Here is a 19,389-nt window from a genome sequence, read left to right on the forward strand (position 1 = left end):
GTCTTCTCCCGGACAACCGTTCCAGTTTTGACAGCCACACCCTCGCGACCACCTTTTTTCATCCAGACGGCCCCCTGTTCTCCGGCAGCGTAACTCCGTCCGGAACCCGGCACCGTTCACGGTATCTTCTCCAGCCCCGGTTCAGAGCACCCCGCAATATTTGAACCCGGCACTTGAAAAAACCGCTCCCTCCCGTCTGAAAGCCGAAAGCCGTCGAACCACCGCCCCTACTTCTCTTTAACGGCAACTCCCGGCGTCAACGCATAAGTCTTTTCCTCCCCATTGAAGAACACCTTGACGGACTGGGCGGCGGGAGAGGACAGGCTGAACTGCGTCACCCTGCCGTCTTTCCAGGCCATGTCCACGGAAATATTGCCGCGGGCTTTCAGCCCCCGGACGCTGCCGTCCTTCCACGCTCCGGGAAGTGCCGGCAGCAAATGCAGCCGCCCCGTATGGGACTGGAGCAGCATCTCGGCAAAACCCGCCACAATGCCCATGGTGCCATCCACCTGCATGGGCGGATGCGTGGTGAACAGGCTGTCCATCATGCTGTAGCGGATCATGCCCTGAATCATCTCGTACGCCTTCCGTCCATTCAGAAAGCGCGCCCACAGATTGGTGCGCCATGCCCAGGTCCAGGAGCGGCGAGAATCACCCGTCGTTCCGCGCGCCAGCAGGGACTTGCGCGCGGCTTCCGCCCATTCCGGCGTCTTTGCCGGACTGATCTGGCTGCCGGGATAGACGGCAAACAGGTGGGAGGTGTGCCGGTGGTGCGGGTCCCAGGAACCGCTGCCCGGCTTTCGGTCGATCATCCATTCAAGCAGCATACCTTCCTCCCCCACCCTGGGCCCTACCAGCAGGTCCCTCTTGGCGGCCAGTTCCTTTCTCCACGCCCGGTCCACATCCAGCACCTCGGCGGCCTGCACGGTGTCATGGAACAACTCCCACACGATCTGCTGGTCATGGGCGCAGCCGTCTTCCTTTGGTCCGTGTTCCGGAGACCACCCCATGGGAGCCGCCAGCATGCCTGCCCTGATATCCTTCAAATCACGGGAAACCACCTCTGGAGTCACTTTTTTGTCCTCCGTCCTGAAATTGCTTCCTCCCTCATTCATCACCTTCAACTGGCTTTCCCAGAACTGGCAGATCTCCTTCATCATCGGATAGGCCGTCGTCTTCAGGTAATCCCGGTCCAGCGTAAAAAGGTAATGTTCCCACAGATGCAGGGCATACCAGGCGGAAGCGGGCTTGTTCCACTTGAACCCCTGGCCGCCGAAAATATTCTGGGCGGTTCTGCTCGTCCACCCCGGAGCGGGAGTTCCGGACGCCGCCTTGAATTCCGCCGTCTCCCGGGTAATCCTGCGCGCCGCAGGCGCCATCTCCCTGATGTAACGCACCAGGGGCTCATAGCATTCCGGCAGGTTGGCGGGCTCCACTCCCCAATAACACATCTGGATATTGATATTGTTGTGGTAATCGGAATCCCACGGCGGAATCAGGCTGTAATTCCAGAGCCCCTGCAGGTTGGCGGGCAAATTGCCCGGCTGGGAGGAGGAAATGATGACGTAGCGGCCAAAGTTGAAAATCAATTCCTCCAAATCAGGGTCCGGACATTCCGTCCCCTCGTTCACAGCCTTTTTATACTTCTTCAGGCGTTCGTCGATGGAAAGTCCGGCCGTGGCGTCCTCCGTTTCTCCCAAATCCAGGGAAACCCGGTTGTAAAACTTTCCATAGGCCAGCAGGTGATCCCGCTTCATTTTCCCGGAAGGCACCTTGAGCGCCCGCGCCAGAACGGCGTCGTTCCTTTTCCGCGGAGATTCGCCCTTCCAGTTCCGGGCGGCATCCAGGACATAATCCGTGGCCAGGGAGACCAGCACACGGCAGGAATCCGCCTTTTCCACAACGACAGAACCGTCGGAAGCCTTGACGGTTCCCCCCTTGGGAAGAATGGCGATGCGGCCTTCATACGCCAGCCCGTTCTTCAACTTGCCCTGGATCAGAATCATGCCCCGTCCTCCTCCGGCGGTGGACGTAATCCGGTCCTGCGGATGGAGAGTTGTCAGTCGGAAGACAGCATCCACGGAACGGGGTTTGTCCCCTTCCACCGTCATGGAAATCACCTGATGGGGAATGCTGGCAAAATATTCCCTCCTGTAACGGACATCCCCCGTGGAATAGGACACGGACGCCAGTGCCCTGCCCACGTCAAGCTCCCTCCTGTAATCCTTCATTCCATCCGCAGCCGGATAAGTGATTTCCAGCGTTCCAAACGGCTGATAGGACCCGAATTTCAGGGAATCCGGTCCCTTGTCCTTGGCTTCCGAACTGCAAAAGCCGCCCGACCACATGCTGATCTCCGTCAGTTCCAGATGGTCTTTCCCCACGCCGCCATAAATAAGCGCGCCTATTCTTCCATTGCCGATGGGGGTGGCGTCCTTCGCCCACGACGTATCGCCTGTCCCCTTCTGGGGCCGCGTATCCTTCCATTCCGCCGGACGGCTGAACCAGAAGCGGGAGGATTTCCATCCCTCCCCGTCCTTGCCGCCTTCCGCGGCACGTGCAACGGCTCCATACAGAAAAACTCCGGAAGCCAGAAAAAAAAACAGACGCATATGGAACATGGAAGCCGACCTTTACCATATGGATCCGTGCTTCTGCAAGCCTATTTGCTCCACTGTGCAAAATGCCTTTCCCATGACGGCCAAAGACGCAAATCCATGAAATTTTACCCGGCCTGCCGTTCGTATGTACGTCTGAGGAACGCACCCCAGGCACAGCCACCTTCCGCCATCTCGCTCCCGGAGCGGAAGCACGTTCCTCGACAACACCCGCCCGTTCCCGCCATGCTTTCCTACTGCACCAACATCCACCCCGCCGAATCCTGGGCGGAAACCATGGAGGCGCTCCGCCTCCATGTGCCGCGCATTGCCCGGGAACTCTCCGCTCCCCTCCGGAACCAGCCTTTGGGAATCGGACTGCGCCTGTCGGCACGGGCGACGCGGGAACTGCTGGAATCCCCTGAGGACCTGGACTCCCTGAAAATCTGGCTGAATGACAACCATGCGCGGGTGGAAACCCTCAACGGCTTTCCCTACGGCAGTTTTCACGGAGAACGGGTGAAGGAGCGCGTCTTCCAGCCGGACTGGACTACTCCGGAACGCTTTGAATATACCTGCAACCTCTTCCGCATCCTGGCCCTCATCGGCGATGAACGGGCCGACACGCTGACCGTCAGCACGCTTCCCGCATCCCACAGCTGGTTCCACGCGGATGAAGAGCGGATTTTCGCGCGGCTGGAAGCCATGAGCGGATTCCTGGACGCGCTGAGCAGACAGACGGGACGCCTCATGCAGCTCGGCCTGGAGCCGGAACCCTTCGGCCATTTTCACGACACATTCGGGGCCATTCGCTTCTTTGACAACCTGCGCAACCGTTCCCGCCGCCCGGAACTCATCGAACGCCACATAGGGCTGACCTACGATACCTGCCACTTCGCCATTCTTCGGGAAGAACCGGATTTCACCCTCTCCGCCTGGGAGGAAAACAACATCGCCCTGTGCAAGGTCCAGCTCTCCAACGCCCTGGAATTCCACATGAACGGACTGGAAAGCCTGGACCTTCTCCAGGAATTTGACGACGGAGTCTATTTCCACCAGACCAGCATCCGGCACGGAAACCACACCATGCTTTTCCCGGACATGCCGAATGCCCTGGCCTACGCGCGGGATTATGCGGAGGAAACACGGAACTCCGTCTGGCGCATTCATTACCACATTCCCCTGTACGCGTCTCCGGAACCGCCTCTGAAAGACACGAGGTCTTTCATCGCCAAAACACTGGACTACCTGCATTCCCATCCCTCCCTCCGCCCCCATCTGGAAGTGGAAACCTACACATGGAGCGTACTTCCGGATCACATGAAAATTCCCCTGGCCTCCCAAATCGCACGGGAAATGAACTACATTGCCGCGCTTCAGCATTCATGACATCCCCATACACATACGCCGTAAAACTTTCCGGAGGCCTGCTGCTGGCCGCCGTCCTGTCGTCCTGCACCCTGTTTCCGTCCTCCCCCGGCGGCCCGGACACCCCCCGTTCCCTGGCGGAACGCATGGAACGCCATACGCAAGTCCTGCAAAAAACCATAGGCCCCAGAAACTCCCGCCAGCCCAAATCCATGGAGGCGGCCGCCAAATACATTGAAAACAACTTCTCGGACATGGGGTATGCCGTGACGCTCCAGCCCGTCACGAGCGGCAATTCCAAAAAGGAAGCCGCCATCTACAACATCGTGGTGTACAAGCCCGGCCTCTTCTCCGACAACCAGAGCATTGTGGTAGGGGCCAACTACGACTCCGACGAGCGCTTCAACAACGGCAGCGGAGCGGCCGTGCTGATGGAAACGGCCAGGGACCTCAGGGACATTGCGACCAACCACAACATCTACTTTGTAGCCTACGCCAACGGGGCGCAGTCCGCGGGGCAGTCCGGTCCCTCCGGAGCCGGCGTGCATGCCAAAATGCTGAGCGGCCTCATCGGAGCCTCCAACATCCTGGGAATGATCAACCTGGAACCCCAGAAAACCGCCGTTCCCGGAGAAGGGGAGCAAACGAAAGAAGCCGAACCCCAGACACCGGTCCTGTTCCTGACCACTCCACGCGGACAGGAATTTGCCGCGCAATGCGCAGCCCCCTTTGCAAAAAGCTGGGAACAGCCGCCCTCCACCCTTCACCGGAAAACAGCGGCCATCAACAGCAATGACCGCCATTATGCGGTCCTGGACATCCCTACCCTCTCCTGCAAATGCGAATACAGCGTCACGGACTCCCGGACAAAGAACTATGTGCAGGCGCTGACGGACATGATCCACCAGGTGGCGGACAACGACGTATCCAAAACGGACAAGCAGCCGGACGCCGCCCAAAAGCCGAAACAGCCCTGACCGGGAAGGAACGCTTTTGAAAACCGCCCTCTTTCATGAATTATCCCCCTGCGGGAAAACATGTTTCCGCCCTGCTCCGGCGGGATACTACTCCTACCGGGACGCCCTGCCCGCCCGGTGTCCCCCTACGATCAGCACGGGCATGTACAGCAGGGCCACCAGGGCAATGACCAGCGGCATCCAGTTGTCCGAATAACGCTGCATCAGGAACGACGTCAGGGAAGGACCGGCCAGCGTCCCCACGGAATAGCTCAGCAGCAGGAGCTGGTTCATCGTCACCAGCTCGTCGCGGGAGGCTTCTTCGCATCCCCAGGCCATGGCGATGGGATACAGGGAAAAACCCGCCAGGCCGAGGGCGACCAGGGAGGGGGCCATCAATCCGCCCCTGGCCATCAGGCCGGCGCAGGCGGCTATCACCAGCAGGGACTGGCACTTCATCACGAAGGCGCGCCCGTACCTGTCAGACAGCCGCCCCATGGGCCATTGCCCCAGAATGGCCGCGGCAATCAGCAGGGCCATCCAATACCCCACGGAGGAATGGCTCATGCCCTGGTGTTTCAGGAACAGGGGCATCAGACAGTAAATCGTTCCCAGAACCACGCCGGAAATCATGCAGCCCGCCACGCCCAGCACCACGCTGCGGCGTCTCAGCAGGGGCCGGATTTCCACGCGGGGGGAAAGCTCCCCGCTGCCGGCATCCGACTTCAAGCGGGCGAACAACAGCGGAATCATGCCGGCGACGGACAATCCGCACACTTCGGAGACCACCACAACCATGTCGCTGGGGAACCAGCCGATCAGCAACTGGCCCAGCACGGTGCCCAGATAATAAACCACCATGTAGGAAGCCAGAAGAACGCCGCGGGTCTTCAGCGTTCCCGCCCTCAGCAGGGCGCTCTCCACCACCACCCAAACCAGGGCGCAGCTTGCTCCCGTCAAAAACCTGAGACCGCTCCAGGCAGCAACTCCGGAAACGGCCATCAGCAGGAGCGTGGACACGGCGCACAGCACGCACGCGCAGCGGTAGCTGCCGTTGAACCCCGTCCTGCGTATCAGCCACCCGGCCATGAGGGTGCCGGCCAGGTTCCCCAGAAAAAAGAAAGACCCCACCATGCCGGTCTCCCACACGGCCGCATCCGCCTGCTCCATCCACAGCGGAACCACCGTATTCAGTACGGCGAACGCCACGGTCTGAAACAGCAAACCGAGCAGCAACAATGCAATGGGCCATGTAAATGTACGCATAACGATAAAGCGATAAAGGAGGCGACTATATCACTAAAGCCGCGTCAGTCAACCGTTGCCTTTGCCAGAAACGGCAGTATCCGGCATGTCCTTTTCAATCCTGACAAAAACAACCTGCAATCAACATGTTGAAGCATCTGAAAACGCTCTTTAAAAATGTCATATCCCCTTGCGCAGGGAGGCGGGCAGAATCTTCATCTGTTCGCGGTACTTCGCTACCGTTCTGCGGGCGATATTCACCCCCTTCTCCTGGAGGGCGGCAGCCAGCCTGGCATCGCTGAGGGGCCTGGCCGGATTCTCCGCCGCGATCAACGCCCGCATCAACTCCTGGACAGCTCCGGAAGCAACCGAATTCTCCCCGGCGCCGGATGCGGCCTCACCGCCCGCGGAGACTCCGGAGCTGAAAAAGGCCCTCAACTCCCTCATCCCCCACTTGCACAACAGGTATTTGTCACGGCAGGCGCGGGAAACGGTGGAAACATGCACGCCCAGCTCGTCCGCAATCTCCTCCATGCCCATAGCCTTCAGATGAGACGGCCCGGCCCTGAAAAAGGCTTCCTGTTTCCGGACAATGGCCCGGGCCAGCTTGAGAATGGTCTCCTGCCTCATGTCCAGCGCGCGCATCAGTTCCTGGCCCTCCCGGAACGCCTTGCGGAGGTACTGGCGCAAATCCCGGTTTCCGGACCCTTCCGCCATCATCTCCATGTACTGTTCATTCATGGACAATTTCGGAAGGTATTCCGAAGTCAGCGTCACTTCCAGTTCACCGGAGGCCGACTCCTCCACGACCACATCCGGCAGAATATGCGGATTGCCGCCCGGCGCATAGGCGCAGCCGGGATCGGGAGTCAGGCTCCTGACAATCTCCAGAGCCGCCGCCACTTCCTCCGGTTCCGCACCCAACAGGAGAGCGGCCTCTCCATACTTGTGCGCCGCCAGCTCCCGCCAGCACCGTTTGACCAGACGGAACGCCAGCGACCGCTTTAGCCCGCGCTGTTCCAGTTGAATCAGAAGGGAATCTCTCAAATCCCGGGCCCCCACTCCGGGCGGGTCCATCCCTCTCAACACCGCGAGAGCCTCTCCCATATCCTTCATGCTGAAACATTCCCTCTCTTCCAGTTCTTCCGGAGACTCCGTCAGAAATCCCCGGTCATCCAGGGAATCAATCAGCAGCAGCAGGGCTTCCCTGGTCCGCCCGGTCAGCGCGGAATGAACCGCCTGGTCCATCAGATGGGACTTGAGAGACTCCGGAGCCACCACGGACTCATACATGAAATCCCGCCGTGCCGCGGCCTCCGCGGAAGGGCGTCCTTCCGCCGTAAACTCGTTCCAGCCGTCATCCCTCACGTCGTCAAGGTCTCCGGACGGCTCATCCGCAAGCGCCTCCGGGGAAGCGTCCGGCACATCCTCCAGCAGGGGGTTCGTCTCCAGGGCCTGACGGATCAACTGCTTCAGCTCCAGAGAGGAAGCCTGGAGAATCTGCATCCCCGTCTGCATGGACTGTCCCGCCACCATCTGGCGCGTCATTCCGTGCTGCAGGGACACCTCGCTCATACCGGGACAAACTACACCAGCCGCCGAATTCTGGCAAGGGGGAAGGGACCCGCACACAATGTGCCTCATCCATGGAAATCAAAAAAAACCACCTGTTTGGCGCAACATTTTTCCCGGATTTCCGTACCATTGGCATATGAAGAATTTACATGCACTTGTCCTGGCCTGCCTGGCGCCTTGTCTCGCCCTGTCCGTCCTGGCGGACGCCCCATCCCCCCTGTCCCCCATTTCCCGGGAAGGGACGAAAAACTGGAAAGACCGCTACGATCAACAGGTGGAGCAGCTCAGGAACAATCCCTGCGGCGTCCTGTTCCTGGGGGATTCCATCACGGACTACTGGGACCGGGGCGGAAAACAGGCATGGGATAAGATGTTCAAACCCTACCATCCCTGCAACTTCGGCATTTCCGGGGACCAGACTACCAACCTGATTTACCGCATCACTCATTCCGGCATGCCGGCACAGACGGATCCCAAACTGTGCATCGTCATGATCGGCACCAACAACACCGGACATTTCAAGGGAGGGGAAGACCCGGAAAAAACGGCCATCGGCATCCTGGGGGTGGCGCAGCACCTGCTGGTGCGCTTCCCGGACACGCACGTACTGCTTCTGGGAATTTTCCCCCGCGGCAGCGGCCCGCAAGACAAGCTGCGCCAGCACAATGATAAAATCAACGCCATTGTAGCGCAATGCAAACTGCCCCGCACCACTTATGTCAACATCAACAAGCGTTTTCTGGACTCCTCCGGCAGGCTTCTGCCCGGCATCAGCAGGGACAACCTGCACTTCACGGAAAAAGGCTACGCCATCTGGGCAGACGCCGTACTCCCCTACATCAAGAAATACTGCAGGCAGTAAGGGAAGCTTCCAGGGCAGTGCCACCTGCTGCTGCCAGCGCGGCCTTGCCTCCTTCCTTTTCCCATCCTGCCTAAAGCATCAGCGGCAGATGGAATCACCCCTTTTGCGGATGACAGGAAAACCATGAAGGCCGGGTGCCCGAATGCCGGGAGCAGCCGGGTCCGGAGGGATGGAAACCTCCACGGAAACGGCCCTGGAGAATCCTTTGAAAAAACTCTCCATCCATGGGGGAAAACTTGGCGGGGCCGCCCGCAAGGCAGGCCGCATCTCCAGGCCGGAAAATCGGAAAAACATTGATTTTTTCTCCATCTGCCCCTAAATTCCCTCTCCCTTCATGAATCCGGCTGATTTACTCTTTCTGGCATTTGCGCTATCCGTGGACGCCTTTGTAGTAGCCTTCTCCTTCGGCCTGATCATCAAGAAAAACCGGTTCCGCAACGGCATGGAAATATCCCTGGCCACCGGGGGCGGCCAATTCCTGATGCCCGTGCTGGGCTTCTTCCTCACGGGAACCGTACACGGCTACATAGCGGAATGGGACCACTGGCTGGGATTTGCCGTCTTCACCATACTGGGGATCAACGTCATCCGGGAGGGCTGGAACCACAGGACGAACAAGGAACTGCCCGACGTCTCTTCCCTGACGGCCTTCACCCTGCTGGGCGTCGGCATAGCCACCAGCATAGACGCCCTTGTAGCGGGCATCAGCATTTACCTTTCCTCCGTCCAATGCGGGGCCTCCCCGCCGTTCCACGCGGTATTCCTACCCGCGGCAGTCATTGGAGCCACCACCTTCCTCTGCACGGCTGCCGGCTTTTTCCTGGCCCGCAAACTGCACCGGTTCCCCTCTTTTCATCTGGAAGCTGGTGCGGGAATCATCCTCATCGGCCTGGGAGTGAAAATGCTCTGCGACCATATGTGCTGACCCCCGGAATGGCGGAGGTTTTTCATTCCATCACTGATAAAAACGCTCCTATCCAACCGTAATAAGCCGGAAAAGGAACTGGTACCGCGCACCCTTTTCCGCTACACTTATAAAAGCTTTTCCACATGAATATTTCACACCTTATTCTCTGTACCTCCCTGCTTGCCGCGCCCATCTGCGCGGGTCAGGACTTTACGGAACCGGAAGCGGCAGCTCCGGTCGTTGCCAGTCCCCTGCCTTCCTCCATGGCACAAAAAATTTCCTCCGGCGATTTTGCCGGCCTGCAAACGGAAATCAGGGAAGCCCTGCAAGCCGCCGGCGAACAAACCAAGGCCACCCAGAAACTGCTGCAAGACAACAAATACCGGCACCTGCTGGACATTCACGAGCTGCTGCGCGTTACGGGACCGGACAACATGAAAGCCATCTTCTCCAAAAGCCCCCAGGATGCGGCCTTCGTCAAGGCATTCCTGCAAAACCCGGTGTGGATGGAACTCTACCTGGGCGCGGGCCTCATTCCGGAAAACTCCCCGGCCGGCATCCAAATTCTTTCCGATATCTGGAAAGCCGACGGCAAAAGCCCGGACTTCCGCACCTACCAGTCTCTGGCTACGGGAATCGCCTCCGTCTTCTCCACGGGTCCCTTCGCTGGAAAACTGAAGGCCAACTCCGCCAACTGCAACCCCGTGCGCCGCTACCAAATCTTTAAAAAACTGCATCAGGAAAACAAGCTGCACCCCGGCTTCATCAAGCTGCGCCCGTGGGAAATCCGCTTCGTCACCGGCATCCATTGGGACGACAAATCCTATGAATGGCTCAACGAGCACATCAACCTGCCCTGGCGGCGCTACACGGACGCCTGCTGGGCCGCTCCCTATACGGGCAGCAACTTCTTTGGAGACACCATCCAGGGCCCCCTCTTCTACGTCCCGTGGCGTGACTCCAGCGGCGAGGCGGAAAACACCCGGACCATCGGCGGCGTCTGCGGCGGCCTCTCCCACTTCGGGACCATGGCGGCGCAGGCGCACGGCATTCCGGCCTATCCCGTGGGCCAGCCCGGCCACTGCGCCTATGCGGTGCGCGTGAAGCGCGGACAATGGAAAGGCGGTTTCGGCGGTCCGGACGGCGGCATGCACAACCACATCTTCGGCAGCGAGGCGCCTACCTCCTACCTGCTGATGGAAGCCGTTTTTGCGGACAATGAAAAAATAGACCTGGCGTACCAGTGGGCATCCCAGGCCCGGCTTGACGAAATCCTAGGCAACAAGGACAAGGCCATCCAATCCTGGCAGGAAGCGCTCAAACAAACGCCCCTCCATCCTTTCTTCCGCACGGAGCTTCAGCGGCTTCTTCTGGAAAAACAGGGCATGCAGCCCATCGACTGGTACGTGTACGCCAAGGACGCCCTCTCCCACTACAAGGGCAACGGATTCGCCGCCTTCAACATCCTCAAGGACGTACAGAACAAATTCCTGATGGACATTCCCGCCGCCGACCGCATTGCCTGGTTCCGGGACCTGCATGAAACGATTGCCGCCACGCCCACCTCATGGGCGGTGAAATTCCAGCCTGTGCTGGATTCCCAGTCCGCCTTCCTGACCACCCCGCAGGAAAAGGCGGCCTATCTGGAAACGGTTCTCTCCACCCATCTGAAAACGGGAGACGGCACCAACTTCGGACAGGCGCTGGAATGGGCCGTCAAAACCTTTGTGGAAAACGGACAGGCCGACACCTTCTCCAGCGCGTTCGCCAAGGTGGCCCAGCAGGCAGGCGGCAATGACGCCTCCGGCGCTGCTCCTGACCCCAAAAAGCTGAAAGAAGCGTACGGAAAGGCCATTTACGCCACGGAAGTGGCGCGCTCCATTCCGGCCTTCCAGACCCTGAGCAAGGCCGCGGCCTCCTTCTCGGACGCCAACACCTCCTCCAGCACCGTCAACACACCTGTTCCCCAGGGCTGGAAACTCGTCCCCGCCGACGGCATGGTCAGATGCTCCACCACCTGCCAGTGGGACAGCCCGTGGGACCACATCAACCTGCTGCGTCCCTGCGGCGGCTCCCACCACACGGACAAGGAAACCAATCCGAACGTCATTGTGGAACTGAAAAACGGCGTGAATCTGGCGGGACTCATCATCACCAAGCGCAACGGTAATGAAGACCGCATGAAAAAGATGGAAGTCTCCACCTCCACGGACGGCGCCACCTGGTTCCCCCTGGCCTCCACGGACAACATGCCCAAGGAATGGATCGTCACCGCTCCGGAAGGCACCAGGGCAAAGTGGATCAAGGTGGAAGCCAAAAACGCCCAGCCCGAATTCATGCACCTGCGCCACATCCTCGTTTACGAAAAGTAACATCAACCACTCTCCGCCACTCACTCCATGTTTTACAGCATCACCACACTCCCCCGCCTTCTGGCGGCGGCCGTCATCCTTGCGGCGCCTCTTCAGGCCGCCCTGCCCGCCTACCATGCCGTCAAGGATGAGGCAAAAACCGTCAATAAATACATGATCGTCGTCTGGGCCGGCACGGACTGGTCTCCCAAGTCACGGGAAGTCACGCGCGCCGCGGAACACCTTTCCAAAAGCTCCGCGGAACCCGTTCTCTGGTGCGTCCAGGACGAGCGGGAGGAAATGACGGAAGAAGAAAAGAAACTGCCCAAGCCGCCCGGTGCCGTCTGGAACATTCCCGCCATCCAGGTAGTCTCCCCGGACGGCCACACGGTATTCCTTTCGGAAGGCGTTTCCAGGGACACACTGCCCGCCGTCGTGAAACAGGCCGTGGAAGCCGTCAAGCAGCAGAACAAGGCCGATGCGCTGTGGGAAAAAGCCGCTGCCGCCTCCGGAGCAAACGCTGCCGCCCTGTATGGGGAAGGCCTCCAGCAGCTTCCGCCCTATGCGGCACGGGAAAGAAAGGACATTCTGGAAAAAATCAGGAAGGCGGACCCGGAAGACACCCGGGGCATGCACTTCAAATACACCTTCAACCACCTGCCCTACATTGAAAAAGTCCAGAGGATGGTGAACGACTCCGCCAAGGACGGCGGCCGGAAGGACTACAAGGCCGCCCACGCCTATGTGGACAAGCAGCTTAAAATACCGGGCATGACTCCCCTGCAGAAACAGCAGGTCATGGCCGCCAGATTCTGGCTCTACCGCAATGAGGGGAAAAAGGACCTGGCCCTGAAAACCCTGAAGGACATAGCCCGCATCTCCCCCAAAACGCTGATGGGCGTGGGAGCGCAAAGCTATTACCGCTACCTGACGGAACCTGTCACTCTCAAGGAGCCGCGCATCACGGGCTACTACCTCCGCCCGGAAATGACGCCTACCCGCGTCAACATTGCCGACATGCTCAACGGCCCGGGCAATTACAAAATAACCTTCAAGATGAACAGCGGCGGCTGCAGCATCCGCAATCCCCGTTTCATGAGGGGAACGCGCGTCGTCAGCGAACTGCCCAGGGACCAGCAGGACAAAAATGGCAGGGAATTCACCCTGCGCCTCTCCGGCTCGGAAAAACCGGACCTGGTCTTCGACTGCCAGGGCCACGGCTGGTTTGACGTGGACTGCGACATCATCGTCACCAAGGAATAAAAATCACGGAAACCACTGCCTGGCAACACAGCCCGGCAGCACCATCGAAAAGGCGGCATTCTGCACCGGGAATGCCGCCTTCTTTTTTCCCGGCTCTGGAAAAAATGCCGCGAAAATAAACCTGCCGAAGAAGGTATATTTCCTGTCGGCTTCGGAACGAATTTTAATCACCCCTTCCGACGATCCGGAAAAAGCAGGGCTGCCGCCTGCTCCGGAAAGAACAAGGGCACCATGAAAGAAGATTCATGGCAGGCCCGTAAAAGGCAAATAGGTATGAAATCTTCCTTGTTCATCTGCTTTCTGATGTGCGTGGCCGTGTGGAGCAAAGCCGACCCGGCCCCGGCACGCCAGGATGCCGCCGCGGTTGCCGCTCCCGCCAGAGAATCCTCCTGGCAGGATATGAAGCGTCTGGACTTCACCGTGGCTGGACGCCCCGCCCTGGTAATCGTGCCGGACAAGCCGCTTCCCGGCAATCCCTGGATTTGGAGAACGGAATTTTTCAATGCCTTTCCTGCGGCCGACATCGCTCTGGCGAAAAAGGGATTCCATATAGGCTACATCAACATGGAAAATATGTACGGCTCCCCCGATGCCATGAAACTGATGGATGCCTACTACGACTACATGACCCGGGAATACAGGCTTGATCCCAAACCGGTGCTGGAAGGCCTGAGCCGCGGCGCCCTCTTTGCCTTTAACTGGGCTTCCCGGAATCCGGAAAAGGTAGCGGGTCTGTATGTGGACGCTCCCGTGTGCGACTTCAAAAGCTGGCCCGGAGGCAAAGGCACGGGAAAGGGTTCCCCCGAAGACTGGAAAAGATTGTGCCAGGCCTACCGACTGACTCCCGAACAGGCCCTGGCTTACAAAAAGAATCCCGTCGATACACTGCTCCCCCTGGCGAAGGCGAAAATCCCCATTCTGGCTGTGGTCGGAGATGACGATGACACCGTGCCCGTTTCCGAAAATACTGCCGTGGTTGAGAAGAAATACAGGAAACTGGGAGGTCCCATCCGTGTGATCCACAAGCCAGGCATCAGCCACCATCCCCACGGCCTCCTGAATCCGGCGGCCATCGTCAACTTCGCATTCCGGGCGGCAGGCGCGGTTCCTCCGGTACGGGTTGTGTGTATCGGAGACAGCATCACCTTCGGAGCGGGCTCAAACCGGGAGGAACGATGGTCCGCCCGCCTCCAAAACGCCCTTGGTGAAAAATACGAGGTTTTCAATCTCGGCATCAGCGGAACAACACTGCAAAGTAAAGGGGACAGCCCGTACACCGCCAAGGACAACTACACGATTGCCCGGCAGATTGAAGGGGATATTATTCTGATCGCGCTCGGCACCAATGATTCGAAACCTGCCAACTGGAAAAATGCCGCTGCATTTTCCAGGGACTATGAAACAATGATCAAGGAGCTGAGAACCGGCAATCCGAAGGCTGAAATCTATTGCCTGCTTCCCGTCCCCGCCTATCCCGGAAACTACGGCATCCGCGACTCCATCATCAGAGGGGAAGTCATCCCGGCCATCAGGAAAGTGGCCGGAAAGGCCAAATGCCGGGTGATCGACCTCTATACCCCGATGAAAGGAGAAGGAAGCAAGGTTCCGGACAAGGTGCATCCCAACGGCGCAGGACATGCCATCATGGCGCAGCATATCTACAAGGCAATCACCGGCAGGAAAATGCCGGAATGAAAACTCCCTCTCTCCTGGGAAAAAGCCGGGGCGCTTCCCCTGAAAAGAAAAAGCATGGGGAAGGTGCGGCAAATGCTTCACTCCTTGCAGACACTCCGGAGCCAGAAGAACAAACGGAAGGGAAACTCCCATTCTCACAACAAGCGGAAGCCTCGGGTCAAAACCTACTCCTTTGTCGGCTTATCCGGCCCCTTTACGGCTTCTTCCGCCATTTTGCGGCGGTATTCCATCCGTTCGCTGATGCGTAATTCCAGGCCGTTCCGGGTGGGCGTGTAGTACACGCGCCCTTCCGGCAGGTAGGCCTGCGGAACGTAATGCTCCGGATAATCGTGGGAATACAGGTATTCCAGACGGGCGGCGTCCGCCCCTCCGGCCGCGGCCATTTTTTTGCGCGTGGGCGTCCGGAGATGCTCCGGCACGGCAAGTGTCTTGCCATTCCGCACGTCGTTCATGGCGGCGTTAATCCCCATATAGGCGGAATTGCTCTTGGGAGCGGTCGCCAGATATACCGTAGCGTGAGCCAGGGGAATGCGGGCTTCCGGCATCCCGACCATTTCCGCCGCCCGGGCCGCATCCAGGGCCACGCGCAAGGCATTGGAATCCGCCAGACCGACGTCCTCCGAAGCGGCGATCACCAGCCGCCGCCCAATAAAACGGATATCCTCCCCCGCCTCCAGCATCATCCCCAGCCAGTACAGGGCGGCGTCCGGGTCGGAACCCCGCATGGACTTGATAAAGGCGGAAATCGTATCGTAATGGGAATCGCCCAGGCGGTCATACTTGATCGCCTTGCGCTGGATGGACTCCTCCGCCACAGATAGATCCACGTGGACGATTCCGTCATCCCCCACAGGCGTGGAAAGCACGGCCACTTCCAGGGCCGTGAGAGCCTTTCTGGCGTCTCCGTCCGCCTTGGCGGCCAGATGGTTCAGAGCTTCCTCCTCCATGTCCACGCGGGACGCACCCAGGCCGCGTTCCGCATCCGCCAGGGCGCGCTTCAGCAGGGAAACCAGTTCCTCTTCCGGAACTGGCTCCAGCGGAAACACCTGGGAACGGGAAAGCAGAGGGGAATTAATGGCAAAATAGGGATTCTCCGTCGTGGCTCCGATGAACCTGACGGTGCCCTTCTCCAAATGGGGCAGCAGCACGTCCTGCTGGGCCTTGTTAAAGCGGTGCAGTTCATCCACGAACAGCACGGTCTTGCGGCCATGCATGCTCATGCGCATCTGCGCCTGGGCGATGCGCTCCCGGATCTCGGCCACGTTGGACTCCACCCCGTTGAGCATCATGAAATGGGCGTTTGTCGTGCGTGCGATGACGGAAGCCAGCGTGGTCTTGCCGCAGCCGGGAGGGCCGTAAAAAATCAGGGAAGTGAACCTGTCCGTTTCAATAGCGCGCCTCAGCAGCTTGCCGGGAGCCAGCAAATGCCTTTGTCCGGCCACTTCGTCCAGGGAACGGGGCCGCATGCGCGCGGCCAGCGGCATGACGGACGTATCCGCGCCGGGCTCAAAGCCCTCCCGGGATTCGGCCTCCTGTAAACTGAACAAATCCATCACCGACATGCTAGCAACAAACTCTCCGCCGTGGAACGGGAAAGTCTGACTTGTCCGGCAGAAGGCACGAAAAGCCGCGCAGGCAATCGCAAAAAACACGGTGACCCCATTCCCGCACCCATGGCATGACGCCCCCGGCCATCTTCAAACGGAAATCCCCGCGTTCCCTATCCTCCCTATCCTCCCTATCCTCCCCGCTTTCCCCTTTCTTCAGAGAACGGACCAAGCCGCCAGCATGCAAACCATGCACGCCGGAGCAAGCAAACTGAACAGGAAAGCAGCTACGGCAACGGCCCGTTGCCTCACTTCCCAATACCGCAGGGAAGCTATCAGCATCCAGATGGGAAGAATGATCAAATGCACGAGAGCCAGAAAGCCCCATCCCAGCAAAATAAACATGCAGGTCCACGCACCTTCCGGGTCGCCCTCAGGAAGGCAGAGGCCGAACAGCCAGTCAATGAACAAAAAGGCGATGAATGCCGCAAAAGGAATCCAGCCCCAACTGGCTTCTTCCTTCCGACGGGCAAAGACCAGCTCAAGATAAGGGCTCTCTGCAACCAGGGCAGAATCGAATGTGGAATGACCTGAACCAAACATATTGTCAGGTTCTCTATTCGTTTGCCCCTTTCCTGTCAACGCTATTCAACGGCAAAAACGGGCCGTTTATTTCAACTATCCTTTTATCTAACAAATATTAAATATCAGGCATACTTACACTTCCCTCCGCAGTAAAAACACATCGTCATATTTGCTGACCGCTCATTTTAAATACGTGAATATTCCTTTTTGGAAAACCTCCCTAATCATGCTCAATACATTAACAAATACGGCTGGATGGCATAAATTGCGGCACACGGAAAATTTGTCATACAGGCCCTAGCCTGAACGCAAAAACAACGGGGACCACCCCGCCGGATGCGGCGGAATGGTCCCCGGAAAATCAGGAAATCAAAACTCCGAAAGCTTACTTGCCCAGAATGCCCCTGAAGTAGTCAAGGGTGGTGGCAAGCCCCTCCGGCAGCGTATATCCGGGCTGCCAGCCGGCATTGCGGAGCTTGTCGGCACAGGCGCGGGAATGCTTTACATCCCCGGCGCGTTCAGGAGCGTGGAGCACCTTGGAGGAGGAACCGGCTGCCTTGATGATATTGTCCGCCAGCTCTTCAATGGTGATTTGGCCGCCGTACCCGGCATTAAACACGCCGGTCACTCCCGGATGCTCCGCCACGAAGGTGAGGGCCCCCACAATGTCCTTCACGTAAATGAAGTCGCGCGTCTGGGTTCCGTCTCCGTAAACGGTGATATCCTCCCCTTTCACGGCCTTCTCAATAAAGATGGGCACCGCGGCGGCATAGGCCCCCTTGGGGTCCTGCCTGGGGCCGAACACGTTGAAGAAGCGGACGGCGGCGGTGTTGATCTTCCCTTCCGAACGGAACATGTTGAGGTAATATTCCCCATCCAGCTTGGTGATGGCATAGGGGCTCTTGGGTTCCGGGTACATGGTCTCCAGCTTGGGGACCGTGGGATTGTCACCGTAGATGGCGGCGGAAGACGCCAGCACGATCTTCTTGACTCCGGCGGCGGACGCCTCTTCCAGCACGTTCAGCAGGCCGTTGACGTTGATGTCAATGCATTCGCTGATCTTGCTCATGGACTCGGGCACGGAGACGAGCGCGGCCATGTGGAAAATGTAATCCACGCCCTGCACGGCCTGCCGCACCAGTTCGCGGTCGCAGATGGAACCTTCGATAAAAGTATGCTTGAGGCCGTCCAGGTTCTTGAGGTACCCGGTGCGGAGATTGTCCAGCACGCGGATTTCCTCCGCCTTGTCCTGATAATGTTCCACGATGTGGGAACCGATGAATCCGGCGCCGCCGGTTACGAGAATCTTCATGATTTGTCCGATATGGTTGAATGGTTGGGCTTAATAACGGTCCACGACCGCCTTCATCTCGTCCATCTGCGCTTCAATGGACTCCACCAGGGCCATCTGCGTGCGGCAGCGGTCCAGGTTGTGTTCCGGACGGTGAATCTTGAAGTACACGTCCCCGGACAGATAGTCCGTCAGGAAGCGGATGCCGCACTCCATCGTAAGCAGCTTGCCGGAGAACGGCAGGAGGCTCTTCTCCAGAGGAGTCAGGAAGCTCTTGGCGGAGCTTACATAACCCTGGACGAGGGCTTCAAACATGAACATGCGCATGGTTACCTTGGAAATATCCTTCTCATCTTCCGCGGCGGGAGACGTAGCCGTGCGGATCATGTCCCCGAAGTCGTAAATGGCGGAACCGGGCATCGTGGTATCCAGGTCGATCACGCAAATGCCTTCCCCGGTCACGTCGTCCAGCATCACATTGTTCAGCTTGGTATCATTGTGCGTGCAGCGCAGGGGCAGTTCTCCGGATTTCAGGTAATCCACCACCAGGTGGCAGTCCGCCTCACGGGAAAGGTACCAGTCGATTTCCTTCTGCACTTCCTTCACACGGCCCAGCGGGTCCGCCTGGATGGCGTCCTTCAGGGCGGCCAGCCGGGAAGTCGTATTATGGAAATTCGGAATGGTCTCAAACAGGGGTTCGCCGGGAAGGTCGGCCGTCAGCTTCTGGAAGTCGCCGAAGGCTCGGGCCGCTTCCACGCACTGCTTGGTGGTTTCAATCTGGTCGTAGGTCCGGGCGCGTTCGATGAACGGATACACGCGCCAGCAATTGCCGTCCGCATCCAGGGCGTAGGGCTTGCCGTCCACGGCGGGCACCAGCGTGAGGGTCCGGCGGTAGGCTTCCGGACAGTTTTCCTCCTTCAAACGCTTCAGGGCGTGGTCTGTCACGCGCTTTACGTTCTCCATCAGCGGAATGGGTTGTCTGAACACATTATGGTTGACGCGCTGGAGAATGTAGCGGATGCGCAGGCCGGCCTGGTCCACCCAGACGCAGTAGGTATCGTTGATGTGGCCGCTGCCGTAGGAATAGCCCTGGACGAAATCGCCCCGGAGGTCAAACAGGGAAGAAACAGCCTTGAGATCGTGCATT

General features: G+C 58.9%; 16 protein-coding genes. 8 read left to right on the forward strand and 8 right to left on the reverse strand.

Annotated features, from left to right (window positions below):
• Nucleotides 1-227: 227 nt before the first annotated feature.
• Nucleotides 228-2,612 carry a glycoside hydrolase family 95 protein gene (locus tag OQH67_RS00080; protein ID WP_215435759.1) on the reverse strand — a complete coding sequence of 795 codons (2,385 nt, stop codon included), beginning with the start codon at nt 2,610-2,612 and terminating at the stop codon, nt 228-230.
• A gap of 105 nt (nt 2,613-2,717) precedes the next feature.
• On the opposite strand from OQH67_RS00080, the gene eboE reads away from it, so the two are divergent.
• Together eboE and OQH67_RS00090 are read left to right on the forward strand one after the other, a co-directional pair.
• Entirely contained in the window at nt 2,718-3,986 is a 1,269-nt protein-coding gene (gene eboE / locus OQH67_RS00085) for a metabolite traffic protein EboE (RefSeq protein ID WP_215435760.1), read from the forward strand.
• Nucleotides 3,983-4,942 carry a zinc-binding metallopeptidase family protein gene (locus OQH67_RS00090; protein ID WP_215435761.1) on the forward strand — a complete coding sequence of 320 codons (960 nt, stop codon included), beginning with the start codon at nt 3,983-3,985 and terminating at the stop codon, nt 4,940-4,942. Before eboE ends, OQH67_RS00090 begins: the two co-directional genes overlap by 4 nt.
• Nucleotides 4,943-5,035: 93 nt before the next feature.
• Here the strand turns inward: OQH67_RS00090 and OQH67_RS00095 are convergent, their stop codons facing one another.
• Both OQH67_RS00095 and rpoN read right to left on the reverse strand, forming a co-directional pair.
• Nucleotides 5,036-6,187 (reverse strand): MFS transporter, encoded by a 1,152-nt coding sequence (locus tag OQH67_RS00095; RefSeq protein WP_215435762.1) that lies wholly within the window; start codon nt 6,185-6,187, stop codon nt 5,036-5,038.
• Between the two features lie 159 nt (nt 6,188-6,346).
• Nucleotides 6,347-7,741 carry an RNA polymerase factor sigma-54 gene (rpoN, locus tag OQH67_RS00100; RefSeq protein WP_215435763.1) on the reverse strand — a complete coding sequence of 465 codons (1,395 nt, stop codon included), beginning with the start codon at nt 7,739-7,741 and terminating at the stop codon, nt 6,347-6,349.
• A 136-nt stretch (nt 7,742-7,877) separates the two neighbouring features.
• Here rpoN and OQH67_RS00105 point away from each other — a divergent pair, with 136 nt between their 5' ends.
• From OQH67_RS00105 to OQH67_RS00125, 5 genes are all read left to right on the forward strand, one after another.
• Complete coding sequence (locus tag OQH67_RS00105; RefSeq protein ID WP_215435765.1) at nt 7,878-8,603, forward strand: GDSL-type esterase/lipase family protein; 726 nt, start codon at nt 7,878-7,880, stop codon at nt 8,601-8,603.
• A gap of 142 nt (nt 8,604-8,745) precedes the next feature.
• Entirely contained in the window at nt 8,746-8,922 is a 177-nt protein-coding gene (locus OQH67_RS00110) for a hypothetical protein (protein ID WP_215458957.1), read from the forward strand.
• A 57-nt stretch (nt 8,923-8,979) separates the two neighbouring features.
• Entirely contained in the window at nt 8,980-9,528 is a 549-nt protein-coding gene (locus OQH67_RS00115) for a manganese efflux pump MntP (protein ID WP_265145545.1), read from the forward strand.
• 125 nt (nt 9,529-9,653) lie between these two features.
• Nucleotides 9,654-11,882, forward strand: a complete 2,229-nt coding sequence (locus tag OQH67_RS00120; protein ID WP_215435768.1) for a discoidin domain-containing protein — start codon at nt 9,654-9,656, stop codon at nt 11,880-11,882.
• 27 nt (nt 11,883-11,909) lie between these two features.
• Complete coding sequence (locus OQH67_RS00125; RefSeq protein ID WP_215435771.1) at nt 11,910-13,124, forward strand: hypothetical protein; 1,215 nt, start codon at nt 11,910-11,912, stop codon at nt 13,122-13,124.
• 3 nt (nt 13,125-13,127) lie between these two features.
• Here OQH67_RS00125 and OQH67_RS00130 read toward each other — a convergent pair whose 3' ends face one another.
• Nucleotides 13,128-13,295 carry a hypothetical protein gene (locus OQH67_RS00130; RefSeq protein ID WP_215435776.1) on the reverse strand — a complete coding sequence of 56 codons (168 nt, stop codon included), beginning with the start codon at nt 13,293-13,295 and terminating at the stop codon, nt 13,128-13,130.
• A gap of 102 nt (nt 13,296-13,397) precedes the next feature.
• Between OQH67_RS00130 and OQH67_RS00135 the strand changes: the two genes are divergently transcribed.
• Nucleotides 13,398-14,819, forward strand: coding sequence for a GDSL-type esterase/lipase family protein (locus tag OQH67_RS00135; RefSeq protein WP_215435777.1), 1,422 nt, complete (start codon nt 13,398-13,400; stop codon nt 14,817-14,819).
• Nucleotides 14,820-14,983: 164 nt separating this feature from the next.
• On the opposite strand, the gene OQH67_RS00140 is transcribed toward OQH67_RS00135, so the two are convergent.
• The 4 genes from OQH67_RS00140 to OQH67_RS00155 form a co-directional block, all read right to left on the reverse strand.
• Entirely contained in the window at nt 14,984-16,372 is a 1,389-nt protein-coding gene (locus OQH67_RS00140; RefSeq protein ID WP_215435822.1) for a replication-associated recombination protein A, read from the reverse strand.
• 210 nt (nt 16,373-16,582) lie between these two features.
• Nucleotides 16,583-16,969 (reverse strand): hypothetical protein, encoded by a 387-nt coding sequence (locus OQH67_RS00145; protein ID WP_215435778.1) that lies wholly within the window; start codon nt 16,967-16,969, stop codon nt 16,583-16,585.
• A 367-nt stretch (nt 16,970-17,336) separates the two neighbouring features.
• A complete protein-coding gene (locus OQH67_RS00150; protein ID WP_215435781.1) occupies nt 17,337-18,263 on the reverse strand; it encodes an NAD-dependent epimerase/dehydratase family protein in 927 nt (308 codons plus the stop codon).
• A gap of 30 nt (nt 18,264-18,293) precedes the next feature.
• Nucleotides 18,294-19,388: a phosphotransferase enzyme family protein gene (locus OQH67_RS00155; RefSeq protein WP_067569930.1), complete on the reverse strand. Its 1,095-nt coding sequence runs from the start codon at nt 19,386-19,388 to the stop codon at nt 18,294-18,296.
• Nucleotide 19,389 lies beyond the last annotated feature (1 nt).

Origin of the sequence: Akkermansia biwaensis, assembly GCF_026072915.1 — a bacterium.
Classification (GTDB): Bacteria; Verrucomicrobiota; Verrucomicrobiia; order Verrucomicrobiales; family Akkermansiaceae; genus Akkermansia; species Akkermansia biwaensis.

Excerpts from the sequence above, each read along its gene's own strand:
- OQH67_RS00080 (WP_215435759.1), bottom strand. The coding sequence starts at position 2,612 with ATGCGTCTGTTTTTTTTTCTGGCTTCCGGAGTTTTTCTGTATGGAGCC.
- eboE (WP_215435760.1), top strand. The coding sequence starts at position 2,718 with ATGAAATTTTACCCGGCCTGCCGTTCGTATGTACGTCTGAGGAACGCA.
- OQH67_RS00090 (WP_215435761.1), top strand. The coding sequence starts at position 3,983 with ATGACATCCCCATACACATACGCCGTAAAACTTTCCGGAGGCCTGCTG.
- OQH67_RS00095 (WP_215435762.1), bottom strand. The coding sequence starts at position 6,187 with ATGCGTACATTTACATGGCCCATTGCATTGTTGCTGCTCGGTTTGCTG.
- rpoN (WP_215435763.1), bottom strand. The coding sequence starts at position 7,741 with ATGAGCGAGGTGTCCCTGCAGCACGGAATGACGCGCCAGATGGTGGCG.
- OQH67_RS00105 (WP_215435765.1), top strand. The coding sequence starts at position 7,878 with ATGAAGAATTTACATGCACTTGTCCTGGCCTGCCTGGCGCCTTGTCTC.
- OQH67_RS00110 (WP_215458957.1), top strand. The coding sequence starts at position 8,746 with ATGCCGGGAGCAGCCGGGTCCGGAGGGATGGAAACCTCCACGGAAACG.
- OQH67_RS00120 (WP_215435768.1), top strand. The coding sequence starts at position 9,654 with ATGAATATTTCACACCTTATTCTCTGTACCTCCCTGCTTGCCGCGCCC.
- OQH67_RS00125 (WP_215435771.1), top strand. The coding sequence starts at position 11,910 with ATGTTTTACAGCATCACCACACTCCCCCGCCTTCTGGCGGCGGCCGTC.
- OQH67_RS00135 (WP_215435777.1), top strand. The coding sequence starts at position 13,398 with ATGAAATCTTCCTTGTTCATCTGCTTTCTGATGTGCGTGGCCGTGTGG.
- OQH67_RS00140 (WP_215435822.1), bottom strand. The coding sequence starts at position 16,372 with ATGGATTTGTTCAGTTTACAGGAGGCCGAATCCCGGGAGGGCTTTGAG.
- OQH67_RS00145 (WP_215435778.1), bottom strand. The coding sequence starts at position 16,969 with ATGTTTGGTTCAGGTCATTCCACATTCGATTCTGCCCTGGTTGCAGAG.
- OQH67_RS00150 (WP_215435781.1), bottom strand. The coding sequence starts at position 18,263 with ATGAAGATTCTCGTAACCGGCGGCGCCGGATTCATCGGTTCCCACATC.
- OQH67_RS00155 (WP_067569930.1), bottom strand. The coding sequence starts at position 19,388 with ATGCACGATCTCAAGGCTGTTTCTTCCCTGTTTGACCTCCGGGGCGAT.